22 protein-coding genes are annotated in these 20303 nt (G+C 74.5%); 12 read left to right on the top strand and 10 right to left on the bottom strand.

Features of this window, described 5'->3' with window-relative positions; translation table 11 throughout:
* The first annotated feature begins 51 nt into the window (after positions 1–51).
* Together ACSNN8_RS34615 and ACSNN8_RS34610 are read left to right on the top strand one after the other, a co-directional pair.
* Positions 52–501 carry a CGNR zinc finger domain-containing protein gene (locus tag ACSNN8_RS34615; protein WP_436654383.1) on the top strand — a complete coding sequence of 150 codons (450 nt, stop codon included), beginning with the start codon at positions 52–54 and terminating at the stop codon, positions 499–501.
* Complete coding sequence (locus tag ACSNN8_RS34610; RefSeq protein WP_436654382.1) at positions 494–1165, top strand: DNA-3-methyladenine glycosylase family protein; 672 nt, start codon at positions 494–496, stop codon at positions 1163–1165. The genes ACSNN8_RS34615 and ACSNN8_RS34610 overlap by 8 nt, the downstream gene beginning before the upstream one ends.
* On the opposite strand, the gene ACSNN8_RS34605 is transcribed toward ACSNN8_RS34610, so the two are convergent.
* Complete coding sequence (locus ACSNN8_RS34605) at positions 1131–1529, bottom strand: VOC family protein (protein ID WP_436654381.1); 399 nt, start codon at positions 1527–1529, stop codon at positions 1131–1133. The genes ACSNN8_RS34610 and ACSNN8_RS34605 overlap by 35 nt on opposite strands.
* 61 nt (positions 1530–1590) lie before the next feature.
* Here ACSNN8_RS34605 and ACSNN8_RS34600 point away from each other — a divergent pair, with 61 nt between their 5' ends.
* Both ACSNN8_RS34600 and ACSNN8_RS34595 read left to right on the top strand, forming a co-directional pair.
* Complete coding sequence (locus ACSNN8_RS34600) at positions 1591–2607, top strand: helix-turn-helix transcriptional regulator (RefSeq protein WP_436654380.1); 1017 nt, start codon at positions 1591–1593, stop codon at positions 2605–2607.
* Between the two features lie 109 nt (positions 2608–2716).
* On the top strand, positions 2717–3364 hold the full coding sequence (locus ACSNN8_RS34595; RefSeq protein WP_436654379.1) for a pentapeptide repeat-containing protein: 648 nt from the start codon (positions 2717–2719) through the stop codon (positions 3362–3364).
* Between the two features lie 21 nt (positions 3365–3385).
* On the opposite strand, the gene ACSNN8_RS34590 is transcribed toward ACSNN8_RS34595, so the two are convergent.
* Positions 3386–4252, bottom strand: coding sequence for an aldo/keto reductase family oxidoreductase (locus ACSNN8_RS34590; RefSeq protein WP_436654378.1), 867 nt, complete (start codon positions 4250–4252; stop codon positions 3386–3388).
* Positions 4253–4338: 86 nt separating this feature from the next.
* On the opposite strand from ACSNN8_RS34590, the gene ACSNN8_RS34585 reads away from it, so the two are divergent.
* Together ACSNN8_RS34585 and ACSNN8_RS34580 are read left to right on the top strand one after the other, a co-directional pair.
* Positions 4339–4764 carry a winged helix-turn-helix transcriptional regulator gene (locus tag ACSNN8_RS34585; protein WP_436654377.1) on the top strand — a complete coding sequence of 142 codons (426 nt, stop codon included), beginning with the start codon at positions 4339–4341 and terminating at the stop codon, positions 4762–4764.
* A gap of 3 nt (positions 4765–4767) precedes the next feature.
* Positions 4768–4983: a hypothetical protein gene (locus ACSNN8_RS34580; RefSeq protein WP_436654376.1), complete on the top strand. Its 216-nt coding sequence runs from the start codon at positions 4768–4770 to the stop codon at positions 4981–4983.
* On the opposite strand, the gene ACSNN8_RS34575 is transcribed toward ACSNN8_RS34580, so the two are convergent.
* Complete coding sequence (locus ACSNN8_RS34575; protein WP_436654375.1) at positions 4959–5087, bottom strand: hypothetical protein; 129 nt, start codon at positions 5085–5087, stop codon at positions 4959–4961. The genes ACSNN8_RS34580 and ACSNN8_RS34575 overlap by 25 nt on opposite strands.
* Before the next feature lie 275 nt (positions 5088–5362).
* Between ACSNN8_RS34575 and ACSNN8_RS34570 the strand changes: the two genes are divergently transcribed.
* The 3 genes from ACSNN8_RS34570 to ACSNN8_RS34560 are packed head-to-tail and all read left to right on the top strand — an operon-like array spanning position 5363 to position 7310.
* Positions 5363–5764, top strand: coding sequence for an SRPBCC family protein (locus ACSNN8_RS34570; protein ID WP_436654374.1), 402 nt, complete (start codon positions 5363–5365; stop codon positions 5762–5764).
* Between the two features lie 9 nt (positions 5765–5773).
* Entirely contained in the window at positions 5774–6745 is a 972-nt protein-coding gene (locus ACSNN8_RS34565; RefSeq protein ID WP_436654373.1) for an NAD-dependent epimerase/dehydratase family protein, read from the top strand.
* A 13-nt stretch (positions 6746–6758) separates the two neighbouring features.
* Positions 6759–7310, top strand: coding sequence for a hypothetical protein (locus ACSNN8_RS34560; RefSeq protein ID WP_436654372.1), 552 nt, complete (start codon positions 6759–6761; stop codon positions 7308–7310).
* Here ACSNN8_RS34560 and ACSNN8_RS34555 read toward each other — a convergent pair.
* The 4 genes from ACSNN8_RS34555 to ACSNN8_RS34540 are packed head-to-tail and all read right to left on the bottom strand — an operon-like array spanning position 7301 to position 11230.
* Positions 7301–8116, bottom strand: a complete 816-nt coding sequence (locus tag ACSNN8_RS34555) for an ABC transporter ATP-binding protein (RefSeq protein WP_436654371.1) — start codon at positions 8114–8116, stop codon at positions 7301–7303. The genes ACSNN8_RS34560 and ACSNN8_RS34555 overlap by 10 nt on opposite strands.
* Complete coding sequence (locus tag ACSNN8_RS34550; protein ID WP_436654370.1) at positions 8113–9147, bottom strand: FecCD family ABC transporter permease; 1035 nt, start codon at positions 9145–9147, stop codon at positions 8113–8115. The genes ACSNN8_RS34555 and ACSNN8_RS34550 overlap by 4 nt, the downstream gene beginning before the upstream one ends.
* Positions 9144–10190 (bottom strand): FecCD family ABC transporter permease, encoded by a 1047-nt coding sequence (locus ACSNN8_RS34545; protein WP_436654369.1) that lies wholly within the window; start codon positions 10188–10190, stop codon positions 9144–9146. Before ACSNN8_RS34545 ends, ACSNN8_RS34550 begins: the two co-directional genes overlap by 4 nt.
* On the bottom strand, positions 10187–11230 hold the full coding sequence (locus ACSNN8_RS34540) for an iron-siderophore ABC transporter substrate-binding protein (RefSeq protein ID WP_436654368.1): 1044 nt from the start codon (positions 11228–11230) through the stop codon (positions 10187–10189). The genes ACSNN8_RS34545 and ACSNN8_RS34540 overlap by 4 nt, the downstream gene beginning before the upstream one ends.
* Positions 11231–11428: 198 nt before the next feature.
* Here ACSNN8_RS34540 and ACSNN8_RS34535 point away from each other — a divergent pair, with 198 nt between their 5' ends.
* On the top strand, positions 11429–13396 hold the full coding sequence (locus tag ACSNN8_RS34535; protein ID WP_436654367.1) for a right-handed parallel beta-helix repeat-containing protein: 1968 nt from the start codon (positions 11429–11431) through the stop codon (positions 13394–13396).
* 42 nt (positions 13397–13438) lie between these two features.
* Here the strand turns inward: ACSNN8_RS34535 and ACSNN8_RS34530 are convergent, their stop codons facing one another.
* Both ACSNN8_RS34530 and ACSNN8_RS34525 read right to left on the bottom strand, forming a co-directional pair.
* Positions 13439–15007, bottom strand: a complete 1569-nt coding sequence (locus tag ACSNN8_RS34530) for a Na+/H+ antiporter (RefSeq protein ID WP_436654366.1) — start codon at positions 15005–15007, stop codon at positions 13439–13441.
* Positions 15008–15037: 30 nt separating this feature from the next.
* Positions 15038–15448, bottom strand: coding sequence for a VOC family protein (locus ACSNN8_RS34525; RefSeq protein ID WP_436654365.1), 411 nt, complete (start codon positions 15446–15448; stop codon positions 15038–15040).
* 62 nt (positions 15449–15510) lie between these two features.
* Between ACSNN8_RS34525 and ACSNN8_RS34520 the strand changes: the two genes are divergently transcribed.
* Together ACSNN8_RS34520 and ACSNN8_RS34515 are read left to right on the top strand one after the other, a co-directional pair.
* Positions 15511–16446, top strand: a complete 936-nt coding sequence (locus ACSNN8_RS34520; protein WP_436654364.1) for a helix-turn-helix transcriptional regulator — start codon at positions 15511–15513, stop codon at positions 16444–16446.
* 45 nt (positions 16447–16491) lie between these two features.
* Complete coding sequence (locus tag ACSNN8_RS34515; protein WP_436654363.1) at positions 16492–17133, top strand: hemerythrin domain-containing protein; 642 nt, start codon at positions 16492–16494, stop codon at positions 17131–17133.
* Here ACSNN8_RS34515 and ACSNN8_RS34510 read toward each other — a convergent pair.
* Positions 17093–20215: a BTAD domain-containing putative transcriptional regulator gene (locus tag ACSNN8_RS34510; protein WP_436654362.1), complete on the bottom strand. Its 3123-nt coding sequence runs from the start codon at positions 20213–20215 to the stop codon at positions 17093–17095. The two genes, ACSNN8_RS34515 and ACSNN8_RS34510, sit on opposite strands and share 41 nt — an antisense overlap.
* Positions 20216–20303 lie beyond the last annotated feature (88 nt).

Below are 20303 nucleotides of genomic sequence, written 5' to 3'. Positions count from 1 at the left end.
TAGACCCTGCCCCGTGGTCGTGTAACCTGTCAAGGGTGTTTAGGGGGTTAGATGGATGAGGAGCTGCTCCTCACGCTGCTCAACAGCACGCCCGTGATCGACGGCGTGCGCCGCGACACGCTCGACCTCGACGTCGACGACCCGGCGCTGCTGCGGGCGGGCCGCGAGGTGCTGCAGGCCGTGGTCCGCGGTGACGAGCCGCCCTCGGCGCTCACACCGCTGCTCGACGGGGTGAGCTCGCGGCCTTCGATCGGCGACGACGGGCGGCTGACGTGGACCGTTCAGGCCTCGGGCGCCCGTGCCCTGCTGGTACGGGCGATCGCCGCGTGGGACGAGGTCGAGCGCACGCGGCCCGGCCGGCTGCGCCCGTGCGCGAACGACGAGTGCGCCCTGTTCCTGCTCGACCGCAGCAAGTCGAACAGCGCCCGCTGGTGTTCGATGGCGGCCTGCGGCAACAAGCTCAAGGCCCGCCGCCACTACGAACGCACCCGGCGTGACTGAGGCCGCCCCGCGCGGCCTCACGGAGGCGGGCCTTCGCCGGGCGGTGGCGGAGCTCGGCCGGCGGGAGCCGCTGTTCGCCGGGGTGGTGGAACGGCACGGGATGCCGCCGCTGTGGGACCGGCCGCCGGGCTTCGCGACGCTGCTGCACATCATGCTCGAACAGCAGGTGTCGCTGGCGTCGGCGCGGGCCGCGTTCGACCGGCTGCGGGCGCTCGCCGACCCGCTCACCGCCGAGAGCCTGCTGGGGCTCGCCGACCAGCAGCTGCGCGCGGCGGGCTTCAGCCGGCAGAAGGCCCGGTACGCCCGCGCGGTGGCCAGCGCGGTCGTGGACGGCTCGCTCGACTTCGCGGCCCTGCCGGGGCTGGACGACGACGGGGTGGACGCCCGGCTGCGGGCGGTCACCGGCATCGGCCCGTGGACGGCGGCGATCTACCGCCTCTCCGCGCTGGGCCGCCCCGACGCCTGGCCGACCGGCGACCTCGCCGTCGCGGCCGGGATCGCCGACCTGTGGCGGCTGCCGGCCGTGCCGTCCGCGGCCGAGGCCCTGGGCCGCGCCGAGGCGTGGCGTCCGTGGCGCGCGGTCGCCGCCCGCCTGTTGTGGCAGCAGTATCTGGCGCGACCGCCGCGGGTCAGGGTCGCTGGCGGGCGGCCGCCTCGGCGGTGACCGGGGTGAAGAGGTTGACCAGCGTGCCGTCGGGGTCGCGGAACAGCAGCGACCGGTTGCCCCACGGCATCGTGGTGGGCGCCTGCACGAGCTCGCCGACCACGTCGCGCAGCCGCGCGTACTCGGCGTCCACGTCGTCCACCCGGAACTCGACGATGGCGCTCCGGTTGGCGGCCGGCTCGGCCGAGCCCTCGCCGAAGAGCGCGACGGTGGCGGTGCCCCCGATCGCGAGCGTGGCGCCGGGCAGCACGATCTCGCTGAAGACGGGCGTGTGGCGGCGGGCGGGCCGGCCGGTCACCTGCTCGTAGAAGCCGGTGAGGCGGTCGACGTCGGCGGTGATGAGGCGTACCGAGGCGAAGTTCATGAGCGAACGCTAGAACGGATACCGGACAGGACCCGCCCGGTATCCGCGCGAGAATGATCGGGTGACCCGGCCCACCGCCCGCGTGCTCGCGTTGCTCGAGATCCTGCAGAGCGGCGGCACCCACACCGTCGCGCAGCTCGCCGCGCGGCTGGACGTCGACGAGCGGACCGTACGCCGCTACGCCGCCCACCTCGTCGACCTCGACGTGCCGGTGGAGTCGGTGCGAGGACGCTACGGCGGCTACCGGCTGGCGCCCGGGTTCCGCATGCCGCCGCTCATGCTGACCGACGAGGAGGCGCTCGCCGTCCTGGCCGGGCTCGTGGCGGGCCACCGGTCCGGCGCGGCCGCGACGACGCGCCGGGCCGCCGAGAGCGCCGCCGCCAAGGTGCGCCGGGTGCTGCCGAAGGCGCTCGCCGGCCGGCTCGAGGACCTGTTCGGCGCCACCGAGTTCACCTCGCCGGAGCGCCCGGCGCCCACGGCCGAGGCCGCGGTGCTGCTGCAGCTGGCGGAGGCCGCGCGCCGCGGCCGGCCCACCGCGATCGACTACACCGACCGGGCCGGTCGGCGCAGCGAGCGGACCGTCCACCCGTACGGGATCGTCGTGCACTCCGGCCGCTGGTATCTGACCGCCGCCGACCCCGCGTCGGGCGAGCCGCGGACGTTCCGTCTCGACCGGATCCGGCAGGCGCGCCCGCAGGAGGGCGTGTTCACGGTGCCCGGCGGCTTCCGACCGGCCGACGCCGTGCTGACGAGCCTGGCCGGTACGCCGTGGCGCCACGAGGTGGTGATCGAGGTGCACGGCCCGGCGGGCGAGGTCGCGGCGCGGCTGCCCCGCGGGCTGGCCACCGTCGAGCCCGGCGACCCCGGCTGGGTTCTCGTACGGCTGCGGGCCGAGCGGCTCGACTGGCTCCCCGGCGTCCTGGCCGGCGTGGGCCTGCCCTTCGTCATCCGGGAGCCCGCCGAGCTGCGCGAGGTCGTGCACGCCTGGGCCCGCCGCGTCGCCGCCTGCGCCGCCGCCGTCTCACCCGAGGCGGCCCTGACCGCCTGGGACAGCCCTCAGGACAGCGGCACGACGTAGGAGTCGACGCAGGGATCAGCTCGCCGGCCGGTCGACGCGCAGCGCGGTAGGCATGGTGTCAAGATGGCCACGGCGCCGGCCGCCTGTCTGTGGAACACGGAGGAACACCATGCCCGTCGCACGCGCGCTCGCCGACCTGCCGTACGCGCAATATCTGCAACCGTTCGACGGCGAGCTCACCTACGACGGCGACTACACCGAGGCGCACCTCGACCGGGCCGAGTTCGACGGCGCGGCGGCCGCGGGCGCGCGGTTCTCGGAGAGCGCGATCACCTCGGTGACGTTCACCGGCAGCACGTTCGAGCGGGCCCGGCTCGACGACGTGTGGGTGTCGCGCAGCCGCTGGATCGGCGGCACGTGGGCCGACGTCCAGCTGCTCGGCGTGACGATCCTCGACAGCGTGCTGGCCGGGGTGCAGGCCTACAGCTCCCACTGGCGCCGCGTGGTGGTGCAGGACTGCAAGCTGGACAGCCTCAACCTGCGCGGCGCCGACCTGCGCGACGTGGAGTTCCGCGACTGCGAGCTGTCCGAGGTGGACTTCGGCGAGGCCACGCTCGCCGGCGTCACGTTCCCCGGCTCCGCGCTGCGCCGGGTCCGCTTCCCCAAGGTGACCGCCAAGAAGCTCGACTTCCGCGGCGCCCGCGAGCTCGACGTCGCGCAGGGCTGGGACTCGCTGGCCGGCGCCGTGCTCGACGCCGGCCAGCTCGCCGAGGTCGCGCCCGCGCTGGCGCAGACCCTCGGCATCGTCGTGCGGTGAGCCCGCCGCGGCGTGCGGTCCTCAGCGGCCGATCTTGTCGAGCTCGGTGAGGTCGTCCGCGGAGAGGGCCAGTCCCGCGCCGGCGACGTTCTCGCGCAGGTGCGCCACCGAGGAGGTCCCCGGGATCAGCAGGATGTTCGGCGAGCGCTGCAGCAGCCACGCCAGCGCCACGGACATGGGCGTCGCGCCCAGCCGGGCGGCCACGCTCGACAGCGCCGAGGACTGCAGCGGGGTGAAGCCGCCGAGCGGGAAGAACGGCACGTACGCGATGCCGTCCGCGGCGAGCGCGTCGATCAGCTCGTCGTCGTGGCGGTGGGCGAGGTTGTACATGTTCTGCACGCACACGATCGGCGCGATGCCGCGGGCCTCGGCGACCTGCTCCGGCGTCGCGTTGCTCACGCCGAGGTGCCGGATCAGGCCCTGCCGCTGCAGCCCGGCGAGCGTCTCGAACGCCTCGGCGACCGGGCCCGGCTGCGGGCCCTGGGCGTTGCCGAGCCGCAGGTTCACCACGTCGAGCACGTCGAGGCCCAGCCGCTCGAGGTTGTCGTGCACGGCCCGGCGCAGGCTGTCCGGGTCCCGCGCCGGGGGCCAGCCGCCCTGGGCGTCGCGGTCGGCGCCGACCTTGGTGACGATGTGCAGCGAGTCCGCGTACGGGTGCAGTGCCTGCCGGATCAGCTGGTTCGTGACATGCGGCCCGTACGCGTCGGCGGTGTCGATGTGGGTGATGCCGAGCGCGACGGCCTCGCGCAGCACCGCCAGAGCGCCGTCGGGGTCGGCGGGCGGTCCCAGGACGAAGGGGCCGGCGAGCTGCATGGCGCCGTATCCGAACCGGGTGACGGTCAGGTCTCCGAGCGTCCAGGTGCCGCCGGGTAGTGAAGTCGTGTTCATGGTGGTTGACTATGGGCGGGTAACTTTCCATCGGGAAGTAGGCACCTGGAAGTGCGTAACCCACCCGGCGGTAGGAGGAGCGGCTCATGGCGACCACGACGGCGGCTCAGCGCAAGGCCCGGGCCAAGGCCGAGTACGACGCTTTCCTGGCGGTGTGCCCCAGCCGCAAGCTGCTCGACCGCCTCTCGGACAAGTGGGTCACGCTGATCCTGTGCGCGCTCGGCAGCGGCCCCGGCGGCGCGGGCGAGCCCCGCCCGATGCGGTACTCGGAGCTGTCCCGGCTGCTGGCCGGCGTCAGCCAGAAGATGCTGACCCAGACGCTGCGCTCGCTGGAACGCGACGGCCTCGTCACCCGCACCGTGACGCCGACCGTGCCGGTCACCGTCTCGTACGAGCTCACCGCCCTCGGCGTCTCCCTGCACGGCACGGTGCGCGCCCTCAAGGGCTGGGCCGAGACCCACATGGACGACGTGCTCGCCCACCGCGAGACCTACGACACCGGGGAGGCGTGAGGCGTGCTGGTCGCCGAGCTGCTGGAGTGGCTGTCCCACCAGGACCCGCGGTCGCCGGTGTGCATCATGGGCATCAGCGGGTCCGGCGACCCGGTGCGCGAGCCCGACATCGTGCTGGGCACCGGCCAGGGCCCCACCGACGACGTCGACGAGGTGATCCTGTCGTGGACCCCTGCGGCGGAGGCCGAGATCCGCTACGAGCTGCGCCACCGGGCGTGACCGCAGGGAGGCGGCCGGGTCTTCGTGGTGCCGTCGCTGACGACGAGCTCGGCGGACGGCTCGGCGTCGGACAGGCCGCGCGCCAGCAGCTGCAGCACCTCCACCTCGAGCAGCGCGTCCCCGCGGGCCGCGACCCGGATGGCCTCGACGTGCTCGGGTTCACGATGGCCCGGACGACCATACGGGAGCCGTCAGCGGTGCGATGAGGTTGTCCACAGGGCGGCGCCGGGCGCGGCTGGCTGTGGACAGCCGGCCCGCCGATGGCTTGCGAGGCGTAGGGTCGGGCTCCTGCCCCGGGTGGGTGGGGGTATGGGCGGGCCCACCGGCGGAGATCGCCGCGCGGCCGCGGGTGACGGGTCCACAGGGGAGGTCGGCGGCGATGGCGACGGTGCGGGTTGAAGCGGTCATCGAAGTTCCGGCGCAGCAGGTGTGGGAGGCCGTCGCCGATGTCGGGGCGGTGCACCGGCGGCTGCTGCCGGGGCGGGTGGCGGACGCGCGCCTCGAGGGCGACGTGCGGGTGCTGACCATGCCGGACGGGTCGGAGATCCGGGAGCTGATCGTCTCGGTCGACCACGTCGACCGGCGGCTGGTGTACGGGGTGGTCGAAGGGCAGAAGCTGCCGCTCACCCACCATCAGGCGACGTTCCAGGTGTTCGGCGAGGGGGAGCGCAGTCGCCTGGTCTGGTGGACCGACGTTCTTCCGCACGCCATGGCGGACGCGGTGCGGGCCCGCACCGAGCGCGGGGTTGCCGAGATGAAGCGGGTCCTCGAGAGCGCCTAGCCTGACGGCATGAGAGTCGTCGTCATCGGTGGCAGTGGGCACATCGGCACGTTCCTGGTTCCGCGGCTGGTGCGGGCCGGGCACGAGGTGGTCAGCATCAGCCGGGGGCAGCACCCCGGCTACGGCGCCGACCCGGCGTGGGAGCAGGTGCGGCAGGTGACCGCGGACCGGGCCGCCGAGGACGCGGCGGGCACCTTTGCGCGGCGGGTGGCGGAGCTGGGCGCGGACGTGGTGGTGGACCTCATCTGCTTCACCCCGGAGTCGGCGGCCGCGCTGGTGGAGGCGCTGCGCGGGCGGACGGGGCACCTGCTGCACTGCGGGTCGATCTGGCGGGCGGGGCCGAGCCGCAGGCTGCCGATGACCGAGGAGAACGGGCCGCCGCCGCTGGGGGAGTACGGGATCGGCAAGGACGCGATCGCCCGGCTGCTCAAGGCGGAGACCCGCAACGGCGGGCTGGTCACCACGTCGCTGCACCCGGGGCACATCGTGGGGCCGGGCTGGCATCCGATCGGGCCGCTGGGCAACCTCGACCCGGCGGTGTGGCGCAAGCTGTCGGCGGGCGAGCCGGTGGACGTCCCGGGGCTGGGCGCGGAGTTCCTGCACCACGTGCACGCCGACGACGTGGCGCAGGCGTTCGAGGCCGCGATCGCGCGCCGCGACGCGGTCGGCGGCGAGGACTTCAGCGTGGTGGCGCCGTCGGCGCTCAACGTGCGCGGGTACGCCGCGATCGCCGCGTCGTGGTTCGGGCAGCAGGCGGTGCTGCGGCCGGTGACGTGGGACGAGTTCCGCCGCGGCGCCGGCGAGGAGGCGGCGCAGGCGAGCTGGGAGCACCTGGTCCGCAGCCACTACTTCAGCATCGACAAGGCACGGACGCTGCTCGGCTACGCGCCGCGCTACGAGCCGGAGGAGGCGGTGCTCGAGTCGGTGCGCTGGCTCGTCGAGCACGACCGGCTCGAGGTCGCCGGCCCGTTGCGGGCCTGAGGAGGACAGTCGCATGGCTCTGGTTCCCTGCACCGATCTGTCGGCGGCGGACTGGCTGGTGGACAGCGAGCTGCCGTGGCACCAGCTGGTCGGGTTCGGCCCGGAGGGCTTCGCGGCGTACTGCCGGCTGCGCTTCCTGCCCGATCCCACCTTCGCCGGTCAGGAGGAGGCCGACGTCGACAACGAGGGCCTGCCGTCGGACGGCGAGCGGCTGCGCCTGGTGCTGCGGACGCTGGCCCGGCACACCCGTACGCCGGAGGACTGGTTCTTCTGCCTCTGGGACGGGTGGAGCGATCCGCCTGAGCCGCGCGGGCCGCTGGTCGTGGTGCCGTACCGGGAGTACTTCCTGTTCCGCGGAAGCCTGGCGGACTGGGACGCCACCGGGATCTGGCACGAACCCGCGTTCGTCTGGCCGGCCGATCGGGCCTGGTGCGTCGCCCGCGACGTCGACCCGCACTGGGCCGGGATCGGCGCGACCCGCGAGGCCGTCGGCGAGCTGCTCGCCGACCCGCGGGTCGACGTCGTCCCGGCCGACCCGGGCGCCGTTCAGCCGTTCTACGGGTGAGCTTCCGCGTGCACGTGGTGGCGGCCCAGCGGCAGCATCAGCGGCTTGCCCGAGGTCGGGTCGGTGATCACCTGGCTGTCCAGGCCGAACACCGCCCGCACGCAGTCCTCGGTCAGCACCGCCGCGGGCTCGCCGGCGGCGTGCAGCCTGCCGTCGGCCAGCGCGATCAGGTGGTCGGCGTAGCGCGCGGCCATGTTGAGGTCGTGCAGCACCATGACGATCGTCGTGCCCCGGCCGTGGTTGAGGTCGGTGAGCAGGTCGAGCACCTCGACCTGGTGGCTCACGTCGAGGAACGTGGTGGGCTCGTCGAGCAGCAGCAGGTCGGTCTGCTGCGCCAGCGCCATCGCGATCCACACCCGCTGCCGCTGCCCGCCGGAGAGCTCGTCGACCGAGCGGTCGGCCAGGTCGGCGGTGTGCGTGGCGTCGAGGGCGGCGGCCACGGCGGCGTCGTCCTCGCGGCTCCAGCGCGACAGCAGCCGCTGGTGCGGGTTGCGGCCGCGACCGACCAGGTCGGACACGGTGATGCCCTCGGGCGCGATCGGCGACTGGGGGAGCAGGCCGAGCGTACGGGCGAGCTCCTTGGCCGGCATGCGGTGCACCTCGCGGCCGTCGAGCAGCACGTGCCCGGCCCGGGGCGCGAGCAGCCGCGACATCGAGCGCAGCAGCGTCGACTTGCCGCACGCGTTGGCGCCGACGATCGCGGTGATGCGGCCGGGCGGCACCAGCAGGTCGAGCGACTCGATGACCGTACGGTCGCCGTAGCCCAGCGACAGCTCCTGCACGGTCAGGGAATGGGCAGCGGTCACAGCGAGCCTCCCGCGCGGTTGGTGCGGATGAGCAGGTAGACGAGGTACGGCGCGCCGAGCACGCCGGTGATGACGCCGACCGGGTAGCGGGTGTCGAACGCGTACTGGCCGATCAGGTCGGCGGCGAGCACCAGCAGCGCGCCGACGAGCCCGGCCGGGACGAGCAGCGAGCCCGCCCCGCCGAGGATGCGCGCGGCGATCGGGCCGGACAGGAACGCCACGAAGGCGATCGGGCCGGTGGCGGCGGTGGCGAACGCGAGCAGCCCCACGGCGGCGACGATCACCACGATCCGGGTGCGTTCCAGCCGTACGCCGAGGGCCGCGGCGGTGTCGTCGCCGAGCTGCAGCATGAACAGGTCGCGCGCCTGGGCGAGCAGCAACGGGCCGAGCAGCGCCAGGGCCAGCAGCACCGGCACCACCTCGCCCCAGGTGGCGCCGTTGAGGCTGCCGGTCAGCCAGCGCTGCGCCTGCTGCAGGTCCCACTGGGCGGCCTGGCTGAGCACGTACGCGGTGGCGCTATCGAGCATCGCGGCGATGCCGATGCCGATGAGGATCAGCCGGGTGCCCGCCACCCCGTCGCGGAACGACAGCAGGTAGACGATGACCGCGACGCCCAGCCCGGCGGCGATGGCGAACGCGGACACCCCGGCCTCGCCGAGCCCGAGCACGACGATGGCGAACGCGGCGGCGGCGCTCGCGCCCGAGGTGATGCCGATGACGTCGGGGCTCGCGAGCGGGTTGCGCAGCATGGTCTGGAACGTGACGCCGCCCAGCCCGAAGCAGAACCCGGCCAGCGCGGCCAGCGACGCGCGCGGCAGCCGCAGCTCGCCCACGGTGAACGACGCGCCCGGCACGGTCTCGCCGAGGATCACGTCGAGGACGTCGCGCGGCGGATAGAAGGTCTCGCCGACCATCAGGGAGACGGCGTACGCCGCGGCGACGAGCGCGGCGAGCACGCCGATCACCAGGAAGCGGCGGCGGGTACGGCGGATCCGGCTGCCTGCGACCGCCTCGAGAGTCGCAGTGCTCACAGCTCGCGCACCTTCTGCCGCCGGACGATGGAGATGAAGAACGGCGCGCCGATCAGCGCCGTGATGATGCCGACGTCGATCTCCTGCGGCCGCGCCACCATCCGGCCCGCCACGTCCGCCGCGGTCAGCAGCGCCGCGCCGAACAGGGCGGAGCTGGGCAGCAGCCACCGGTGGTCGAGGCCGAGCAGTAGCCGGCACACGTGCGGGACGACCAGGCCGACGAAGCCGATCGGCCCGGCGACCGCGGTGGACGCGCCGCACAGCAGCACGGCGCCCAGGGCCGCGGCGCCGCGGGCCAGCGCCACCCGTTCGCCCAGGCCCGCCGCGAGGTCGTCGCCGAGCGCCAGCGAGTTGAGCGCCTTGGCGGACAGCAGCGAGATCGCGAAGCCCACGGCCAGGAACGGCAGGACCATGCGGACGCCCGGCCACGAGGCGCCGCCCACGCCGCCGATCTGCCACGACTGGAAGCCGGTCGCGATGTCCGCGCGCGGCAGCACGAACGCGCTGATCAGCGACGCCAGCGCGGCCGAGATCGCGGCGCCGGCGAGGGCCAGCTTGAGCGGGGTGGCGCCGCCGCGGCCGAGCGAGCCCACGGCGTACACGAAGACCGCCGCGACTGCCGCGCCCGCGATGGCCACCCACACGAAGCTCGCGGCCGACGACAGTCCGAACGAGACGATCCCGGTGACCACGGCGAGCGAGGCGCCCATGTTGACGCCCAGGATGCCCGGGTCGGCGAGCGGGTTGCGGGTGACGCCCTGCATGACCGCGCCCGCCAGGCCGAGCGCCGCGCCGACGACGACCGCGAGGACCGTACGGGGAACGCGTTTGACCACGGCCGCCTGGCCGAGGGTGTCGTCGTGGCCCTGCACGCCCGCGACGATGTCGTGCCAGCCCACGACCCGCGAGCCGAACGCGACCGACGCCACCGCGAGCAGCGCCAGCACGACCAGGCCGGCGAGGACCCAGAGCGTGCGCGCCCGTGCCGGGCGCCGCCGGACGACGGCGGGGCCCGGCACGGGACGGGAGGCGAGCTGCGTCATGACACCTTGTCGGCGGCGGCGGCGAGCAGGTCGACGTAGTCGTCGAGCACGTACGGGATCGCCAGGACGGTCGGGTTCGCGGCCGTCGCGAGCGGGGTGCTGCCGACCAGGCTGACCACCGAGCCGCGCTTGATCGCGGGGATCTTCGACAGCAGCGGGTCCTTCTGCAGCTTGCCGAGCATCTTGTCGTCGTCGGCGTACAGCACGATGATGTCGACGTCGTCGAAGGCCTGGATCTGCTCGGCGCTCTGGTTGAGCGTGAACGCCTCGGTGCCCTGCGACGCCTTCTCCACGACGTCGGCGACCTTGAGACCCAGGTCGTTGAAGAAGTCGGTGCGGGTGTCGTGCGAGGTGTAGTAGCCGACCTTGCTCAGGTCGGTCGGGTCGATGTGCGTCATGAACATCGTCTGCTTGCCGGTGAGCTGCGGCTTTTTGGCGGCCGCTTCCTTCATCGCCTTCTCGGTGTTCGCGATCAGCTCGTTGCCCTGCGTCTCGAGGCCCAACGCCTGGCTGGAGAGCTTCACGATGTCGCGCCACGGCGTGGCCCAGGGCGCGTCCGGGTACGCGACGACCGGCGCGATCTTGCTGAGCGTGTCGTAGTCCTGCTGGGTCAGGCCCGAGTAGGTGGCGAGGATGACGTCGGGCCTGGTGTTCGCGACCGCCTCGAACGCGATGCCGTCGGTCTCGTCGAACATGACCGGCGTCTGCCCGCCGAGCTGCTTGATCTTCTCGCCGACCCACGGCAGCATGCCGTCGCCGTCGTCGTCGCCGAAGTTCGCCTTGGCCATGCCGACCGGCACGACGCCCAGCGCGAGCGGCACCTCGTGGTTCTCCCACTGCACGGTCGCGACGCGCTCGGGCTTCTTCTCGATGACCGTGGTGCCGAGCTTGTGCTTGATCGTGATCGGGAACGAGGCGGTGGGGGCGGAACTGTCCCCGGCCGCCGGCTCGTCGGACTCGTCGGACCCGCCCCCGCAGGCGGCGAGCGCCAGTGCGGTGGCCGCGGCGACTGCCGCCGCGAGCAAACGGTTGGCGCGCATGCGCGAACTCCTGTTTCTCAAAACCTCAAGTAAGGGGTGCCTAACCTAACATCGAGGCGCGGAGCATACCGAGGGGCCCCGTCGTCGATCTCGGAAGTTTCGGAAAGTTTTCGACCCATTGACAGGGGAGTTTCGGAAACTATCGTGGAGCCATCGCGGCCGGGACGGTGGCCGCGCGCGGGAAAGGGCTCCACTCGTATGACATCCGTGTTCCACGTCGCCACCAGCGGCTCGGATGCCGCCTCCGGCTCGGCGGACGACCCCTTCCGGACGATCAACCGGGCGGCCGCCCTGGCGCAGGCCGGCGACACCGTGGTCGTGCACGCGGGGGAGTACCGCGAGTGGGTCAAGCCCCGCCGCGGCGGGCTCAGCGACGCGCGCCGCATCACGTACCGGGCCGCCGAGGGTGAGCACGTCGTGATCAAGGGCTCCGAGCGGGTCACCGGCTGGGAGAACGACGGCGGCACGGTGTGGCGGGTGTCGGTGCCCAACACGTTGTTCGGCGACTTCAACCCGTACGCGCAAGAGGTCTCCGGCGACTGGATCGTGTATGCCAAGGACGCGCCGCACAAGCACCTGGGCGACGTCTACCTCAACGGGCTGAGCTTCTACGAGGCCGGCTCGCGCGCCGAGCTGGACGACCCGCCGCTGCGCACCGAGGTCCTCGACAACTGGACGAGGACCACCGACCGCGTCCGCAACCCCGAGCAGACGCGGCTGGTCTGGCACGCCGAGGTCGGCGAGGACACCACGACGATCTGGGCCAACTTCCAGGGCGCCGACCCCAACGCCGAGCTGGTCGAGATCAACGTACGCCGGTCGGTGTTCTACCCCGAGGTGCCGCACCTCGACTACATCACCGTGCGCGGCTTCGAGCTCGCTCAGGCGGCCACCCCGTGGACGCCGCCGACCGCCGACCAGCCGGGCCTGATCGGGCCGAACTGGGCCAAGGGCTGGATCATCGAGGACAACGTCATCCACGACGCGAAGACCTCGGCGATCTCCATCGGCAAGGAGGCGTCGACCGGCCACAACTACGCCACCGAGCGCGGCGACAAGCCCGGCTACCAGTACCAGCTCGAGTCCGTCTTCTCGGCCCGGCAGATCGGGTGGGACAAGGAGCACATCGGCTCGCACGTGATCCGCCGCAACACGATCTTCGACTGCGGGCAGAACGGCATCGTCGGCCACCTGGGCTGCGTGTTCTCGACGATCGAGGACAACCACATCTACAACATCGCGCTCAAGCGCGAGTTCTACGGCTACGAGATCGGCGGCATCAAGCTGCACGCCGCGATCGACGTGGAGATCCGGCACAACCGCATCCACGACTGCTCGCTGGGCACCTGGCTGGACTGGGAGACGCAGGGCACCCGGCTGAGCCGCAACGTGTTCTACAACAACAGCCGCGACCTGTTCATCGAGGTCAGCCACGGGCCGTACCTGGTGGAGCACAACGTGCTCGCGTCGCCGGCTTCGCTGGAGATCTGGAGCCAGGGCGGGGCGTACGTCAGCAACCTCATCCTCGGCACCGTGCGCGCCGAGGCCGTCATGGACCGGGCCACCCCGTACCACCGCCCGCACAGCACCCAGGTCGCCGGCTACGCCTACATCCGCGGCGGCGACGACCGCTGGGTCGGCAACCTGTTCGTCGGCGGCGACCCCGCGGTGGCGTACGGCTCCGAGGCCGAGGGCGAGGCGGGAGCCTTCGCGGGCCTGGGCGCGTACGACGGCTTCCCGTCCTCGTTCGACGACTACCTCGCGCGCATCGACGCCCAGCCGCCCGGCGACCACCAGCGGTACCTCACCGTGCAGCAGGCCGTGTACGCCCGCGGCAACGTCTACGCCGCCGGCGCGCGCGCCTTCGACGGCGAGGCGAGCCCCGTGGTCGTCGACGGCGGCAGCGCCACGGTGACCGAGGAGGGCGACGCCGTCTACCTGGTGACCGACCTGCCCGCGGAGTTCGACGGCGCCCGGCTGGCCCCCGTCTCGGGTCGCGACCTGGAACGCGTCCGGTTCGCCGACGCCGAGTTCGAGGAGCGCGACGGCACCCCCGCCGTGCTCGACACCGACCTGGTCGGCGAGGTCAAGACCGCCGGGGGCGCCTTCCCCGCCGGCCCGGTCGCCACGCTCGCCTCGGGCGAGTCCCGCACCCGCATCTGGTGAGGCCCACGGGGTGCGGCGCCGGGCGGCGCCGTGCCCCGTGTCTCAGTCGTCGCCGTAGGTGTGGTGACGCAGCTGGACCTCCTCGAAGTCCAGCGTGGTCTGGATGCCGCGCAGCACCTCGTCGTCGATCGTGCCCTCGTCGCGCAGGCGCACCAGGGTGTCGCGTTTGTGCGCAAGCGTGGCCAGCCGCAGCTCGCGGTCCTGTTCCTGCTGCCGGCGGGCGCCGTCGCCCCCGTCGGGCCCGTCGGCGCGCAGCATCTCGAGGCGCCGGTCGAACTCCTCGCGCAGCCGGCCGGCCACCGCGCCGCCCGCCCCGACCGTGCCGGCCAGCCCGGGCAGCGCGTCGCGGGCCTCCTCGAGCGCGGTGACCTCGGCGAGGTGCCGCTCGCGCTCGGCGGCGCCGTCGCCGGTGAGCCGCGCCCAGCGCACGATCCGCGGCAGCAGCGGCGCCTGCACCAGCAGCGTCACGGCGATGACCCCGGCGGTCACGAAGACGATGACGTCGCGGCCGGCCAACGACTCCGGCACGGCGAGGGCGGCGGCCAGCGAGACGGCGCCGCGGAACCCGGCGGCGGCCATGACCGTCCGCGGTCTCGCCCCCAGCCGCAGCTCGCGCTGCCGGGGCCGCCGGTCGATCAGCCGGATCACGTACGGGCTGGTGAACAGCCACGCGAACCGCACCCCGATCACGGCCGCGGAGACCGCGACGACGGCGACCAGCGCCTGCGCGAGGCCCACCGTGCTCAGCCCGCGCACCGCCGACTGCACCTCGAGGCCCACCAGCACGAACAGCGCGGCGTTGGCGAGCGTGGTCAGGAACCCCATGACGGTCTGCACGTACTGACGCGCCTCGGCCGGGAACAGCCGCGGCGCCGTGCGGCCGACCCACAGCCCGCACACCACCACGGCCAGCACGCCCGAGGCCTCCAGCTCCTCGGCCACCAGGTAGGCGGCCAGCGGCGTGGCGAGCGCGATGACGTTGTGCTGGAACGGATCCCGCAGCCGCCGGCGCACCTGGACGCTGAGCCACGTCGCGGCCAGCCCGACGGCGATGCCGCCCAGGTAGGCGAGCGCGAACCTGCCGGACACGGTGGCGAGCCCCACGTGCTCCTCGCCGAGCGTGACCCCGACCGCCAGCGCGTAGATGACCAGCGCGGTGCCGTCGTTGACCAGGCTCTCGGCCCGCAGCGTCGTGGCGATCCGGCGGGGCAGCGCCCGCCCCAGCACGCCGACGGCGGTGGCGTCGGTCGGCGCGACCGCCGCGCCGAGCACCCACGCCGGTCCCCACTGCATGCCGAGCAGGTGCGCCGTCGCCGCCGCGGCGGCCGCGGTCGCGGCGACCAGCACGGTGCTCAGCAGCACGATCGCCCGCAGGTTCGTGCGGATCTCGCGCAGCGACGAGGTGAGGCTCTCCCAGTACAGCAGCACGGGCAGGAACAGCAGCAGCACCGCCTCCGGCGGCAGGTGCGCCGACCGGAGCGCGGGCACGAAGCCGAGCAGCACGCCCGACAGCAGCAGCAGGGCCGGCGGCGCGACCCGGAACTGGCGGGCGAGGCTCGTGCAGACCAGGACGGCGACCCCGACGGCGACCGTGAGCAGCAGACTCAGCACGGCGGGGCACCTACCCGATCGACCGGTCCGCTACACGGCGGCGAGCACGTCGCGGTAGTGCTGGTTGAGCATGACGCCGAGGACGTTGCCGAACGGGTCGAGCACCGACGCGGTCACATAGCCGGGGCCGCGCTCGGTGGGCTTGTCGTGCGGCGTCGCGCCGAGCGAGAGCAGGCGGGCGTACGCCCCCTCGAGGTCGTCGACGGCCCAGTAGACGATCGCGCCCGACGGCCCGCCGGTGGCGGGGTGCGGCGCGTACGCGGAGTTGAGCACGCCGAACTCGTGCTGGTAGTCGCCGACGCGCCATTCCAGGTACGCGCCGTCGCGCACGAAGTACGGCTCGAGCCCGAACACCTCGGTGTACCAGGCGCGCGCCCGGTCGAGGTCGTCGGCGAAGAACGTGACGTTCGTGAGGCCGCGCAGGGCGGTGGAAGCAGTCATGCCCCCATCCTGCGAGCAAAAGTGCTCACCTCCTGCGCACTTTTCCGGGCAGACTCGGGTCCATGCGAGCCGACCGTCTTGTCGCCACGCTCCTGCTGATGCAGGCCCGGGGCCGCGTCACCGCCGCCGAGCTGGCGACCGAGCTCGAGGTCTCGGTGGCCACGGCCCGGCGCGACCTGGAGGCGCTGTCCGCCGCCGGGATCCCGGTCTATCCGCAGCCCGGCCGGCACGGCGGCTGGCAGCTCGTCGGCGGCGCCCGCACCGACCTGAGCGGGCTGTCCGCGGCCGAGGCGCGGGCGCTGTTCCTGCTCGCCGGGCCGGCCGCGGAGTCCTCCGGCGAGGTGAAGGCGGCGCTGCGCAAGCTGTTGCGGGCGCTGCCCGCGCCGTACCGCACCGAGGCGCAGGCCGCCGCGGGCGCCACGCTCATCGACCCGGCCCGGTGGGGCGGGCACGGCCGCGACCGGCCCGCCGAGGTGCGCCTGCTGCAGGAGGCGGTGGTCCGGCAGCAGCGGATCCGGTTCGCCTACAAGGGCGAGCGGCGGCAGGCCGACCCGTGGGGCGTGGTCGGCAAGGACGGCGTCTGGTACCTCGTGGCCGGCACGGACCGCGGCCGGCGCACGTTCCGGCTCGACCGCCTGGGCGAGCTCGAGGTGACGGCCGAGACGTTCGCGCGGCCCGGCGACTTCGACCTGGACACCGCGTGGGACGAGGTGGTCGCGGCGATGGAGGAGCGGCGGTCGCGCACCTGGGCCACCGTGCTGATCCCCGAGCGGTTCGTGTGGGTGCTGCGCGACCACTTCGGACGGCACTGCCACCCCGGCGAGACGCTGGCCGACGGCCGCGTCCGGGTCCGGGTGGGCGCGCCGGAACCCCGCGACCTCGCCCGCACGCTCTCCGGCTGGGGCGCGACGGTGGAGGTGGAGGAGCCCCCGGCCGTACGCGCGGAGCTCGCCCGCATCGGCGCCGAGCTCGCCGCCCTGTACGCGGACCCGCGTTAAGCCGGTCTTAGGTCAGCCACAGGCGGCCCCCGGCACGGTGGTGCCATGAACAACGAGCCGAACGGCCTTCTCCTCGCCCACCGCGCCATGCTGCGCGACCTCGACCGCTGTGCCGGCCTCGCCGCGGGGCTCGCCCGCAGCGGCGAGCGGCTGGACCGCAAGCGGGCCACCGCGATCGCCGGCTACCTCACCGACTTCTGCGACAGCATCCACCACCACCACAGCGCCGAGGACGACGTGCTGTGGCCGGTGCTCGAGCGGTCGGCCGGCGCGCACGTCGACCTCACCGAGCTCACCGACGACCACGCCGTGCTCGACCCGAAGCTGGCGCGGATCCGCTCCGGCGCGGCGGCCGTCGCGACGAACCGCACCGTGCCGGCCGAGCTTGCCGCCGACCTGGCCGACCTGCGCGACACGTTGCACGAGCACATCGCCGACGAGGAGCGCACGATCGTGCCGCTGATCAAGCGCTACGTCTCCGACGACGAGTGGAACCGCGTCGAGGCGGCAATCCGCAGGCGGGGCGCGAAGATGAGCTTCGAGGTGCCGCGGATCCTCGCGGTGAGCACGCCCGGCGAGCTGGCCGAGGCGCGCCGGGAGGGCGGGATCCCGGTCGCGCTGATGATCAAGCTGATGCCGCTGCCGTTCAAGCGGCGGGAGGCGCTGGTGTTCGGAGCCGGGCGATGAGCGCCGCGGCCGAATCGGCGTACGCGGGATCGCCCGACAACGCGTGCAGCGCCGCGTCGACCGGGCCGGCGTAGAGGGTGCCCGAGTCGAGCCCGGCGACCCGGCCGGCGTACGGCAGCAGCTCGTCGTACAGCTGCGCACAGGCCTGCCGGTCGCCGAGCCGGGCGGCCGCGTGCGCCCGCAGCGCGGTGAAGCCCAGCCAGTAGTAGTTGCGGTCGATCGGCAGCCGGTTCGCCCACACCCGGCGCGCCTCGCCGGTCTCGCCCGCCTCCAGCAGCGCCAGCACGAGCGGGTCGGTGACCCGGCCGGGGTACGCGGCCTCGACCGCCCGCAGCTCCTCGAGCAGCGGCGCCCAGCCGCCCCGCGCCATCGCCGCGCCGACCCGGCCGACGGTGGCCATGGCGGCGCCGTTGAGCGCGCCGTGCTCGGCCAGCCGGCGGCTCACCTCCTCGTAGCGGCTCAGCGCCTCGTCGACGCGGCCGGCCAGCAGCTCGAGCAGCGCCGTGAAGATGCCGACGACGGCGAGCAGCCCGCTGAGCTGCCCGGTGGTCGAGCGGGCCACGGCCAGCTCCATCTCGGCGCGCGCCCCGGCCAGGTCGGTGTGCGCGGCCGAGTCGAGGAACAGCAGCCAGTGCGCGACGGCCTCGTGGTCGATCTCCCCGGCCGCGGCGGCCACGGCCAGGTACTCCTCGGCGACGGCCCGGCGTTCCGCGCGCAGGTCGGGGCCCAGGGCCGCGTACGCCCGCACGTTGAGCGCCGCGCAGCGCAGGCGCGCGTCGCCGCAGCCGCGGGCCAGCGCGAGCGCCTCGGCGCTGACCTGCTGCGCGGCGGCCTCGTCGTAGCCCTCCAGCTCGCGGAACAGCGCGAGCAGCAGCCGCACGCGGACATCGCCGGGAAGCTCGCCCGCGAGCCGGCCGCGCAGCGCGGCCAGCGCCCGCTCGGACGGCTGCCGCCCGTCGCGGGTCGTCCAGATCAGCGGCGCGTCCCACGCGACGAGCAGCGCGGTGTCGTCGTGCCCGGCGAGCGCGCCCAGATAGATCTCCCGCGCCCGCACGATGTCGCCGGCCCGGGCGTGCGCGGTGACGGCCGGCGCCAGCAGGTCCACAGCGGAGCCGGTCGCCCGGGTCCCGGCGAGCTGCCGCAGCCGCAACGCCTCCCGCCACTCGGCGGCCGCCTCCCGCCACGAGCCGGCCCGCTCCGCCGCGCGGGCCGCCGCCACCGTGTACGGGATCGCCTGCTGCGCCGTCGCCGGTCCCGCCGCGGCGGCCGCGTGCCGCGCCAGCGTCGCCGCGTCCGCGTGCCCGTCGAGCACGTGCAGCGCGCGGGTGTGCAGGCGCGCCCGGCGCAGCAGCGGGGTGTCCTCGTACAGCGTGTCGCGCACCAGCGCGTGGGTGAACCGCACCCGCCCCGGCGCCGGCTCGTCGAGCAGCCCGGCCAGCACCGCCGCCTCCAGCGTGTCGAGCAGGTCGTCGGGGTCGCGCCCGGCCACGTCGGCGAGCACGTCGAGGTCGGCCTCGCGGCCCAGCACGGCCACCTGCCGCAGCGTGGTCGCCACCGTGTCGGGCAGCCGGGCGACGCGGCGGCGCAGCACCTCGCGGACGCCCGCGGGCACGGCCGAGCCCGCGGCGCGCGGGCCCTCCGCGGCGATCAGGCGGGCCAGCTCGCGGACGAACAGCGGGTTGCCGCCGGTGCGCTCGGCGACCATCGCGAGCAGCCCGGGGCCGGCCTCGGCCAGCCCGTGCTCGCGGGCCAGCTCGGCCGCCGCGGCCGCGTCCAGGCCGCGCAGCGTCAGGTGCGCCGCGGTCGAGCCGAGCAGCGCGCCGACCGTCGCCTCCAGCTCGTCGCCGCGGTCGGTGCTGCGATAGGTGACCAGCACCAGCAGCGGGCGCCCGCTCTGCTGCGCCACCACCTGGCGCAGCAGCTGCAGGGTCAGGTCGTCGGCGCGGTGCACGTCGTCGAGGAGCACCACCGTACGGCCGGTGTCGAGCGCCGCGGCGATGGTGCGGCCCAGCTCGAACGGGTTGGGCGCCTCGCCGGGCAGCGCCCCCGCGCCCAGCGCCTCCGACCACGCCCAGCCGGGCGGGGCGCCGTCCACCTCCGGGCAGCGCCCGCGCCGGCCCTGCCAGCCCGCCTCGACCAGGGCGGCCAGCGCGGCCTCCGCGAGCGTGGTCTTGCCGGCCCCCGCCTCGCCGCCGATCAGCACGACGCGGGCGCCCTCGCGCTCGGCCTCGGCGGCGCCGGCCAGGATCGTCGCGATCTCCGCGTCGCGGCCCCGGGCCGCCTTGCGCGCCGGGGCGGGCGGCTGCGGCTGCGCCACCAGGGCCGGCTGGTCGAGCGCGGGCGCCTGCGCGAGGATGTCGCTCTCCAGCGCCCGCAGCACCGGGCCGGGGTCCACCCCGAGCTCGTCGGCCAGGTGGTCGCGGGTGCGGCGCAGCACGGCCAGCGCGTCGCCCTGACGCCCGCAGCGGTAGAGGGCCAGGGCCAGCAGGCGTACGGCCGCCTCCCGGCCCGGGTTGTCGTGCAGGTGGCGTTCCAGCTCGGCCACCACGACGGCGGCCCGGCCCAGCGCGAGCTGCGCCTCGGCGCGTGACTCCACCGCCAGCAGGCGCAGCTCGGTCAGCCGGGCCACCTCGGGCACGGCCCACGGCTCGTCGGCCACCTCGGCGTACGCGTCGCCCTGCCAGCAGTCCAGCGCCTCGGTCAGCAGCCGCAGCTGCTCGGCGGGCGCGGCGCCGGCCGCCCGCCGCATCAGGTCGTCGAACAGCCAGGCGTCGACCGCCTCGGCGGGGAGCCGCAGCGCGTATCCGGGCGGGGCGCTGACCAGCACCGTGGCCGGGGTGCGCGGCGCGCGGCCGGGCTCGAGCGCGCGGCGCAGGTGGGAGACGTGCACCTGGAGCGTGGCGAGCGCCTTGGCGGGCACGTCCGCGTCGCCCCACAGGTCGTCGACGAGCCGGTCGGCCGAGACGACGTCACCGCCGGCGACGGCGAGGCGGGCAAGGACGGCGCGCTGCCGGGGCCCGCCCAGGTCGGCCACGGCGCCACCGACGGTGGCCCGCAGCGGGCCGAGAACGGAGAGGAACACGGTGCTCTTTCTGCAGGTGACGCGGATGCCATGCGGAACGTACCGGGACCGCGTCGCCCCGTCGGCCACCCGAACGGCTGGTTTGCGC

Source organism: Actinoplanes sp. URMC 104 (assembly GCF_051386375.1).
In the GTDB taxonomy this organism is placed as follows: domain Bacteria; phylum Actinomycetota; class Actinomycetes; order Mycobacteriales; family Micromonosporaceae; genus Actinoplanes.
Note: the sequence above shows the minus strand (reverse complement) of the source record. Positions and strands in the feature narration are given on the sequence as shown.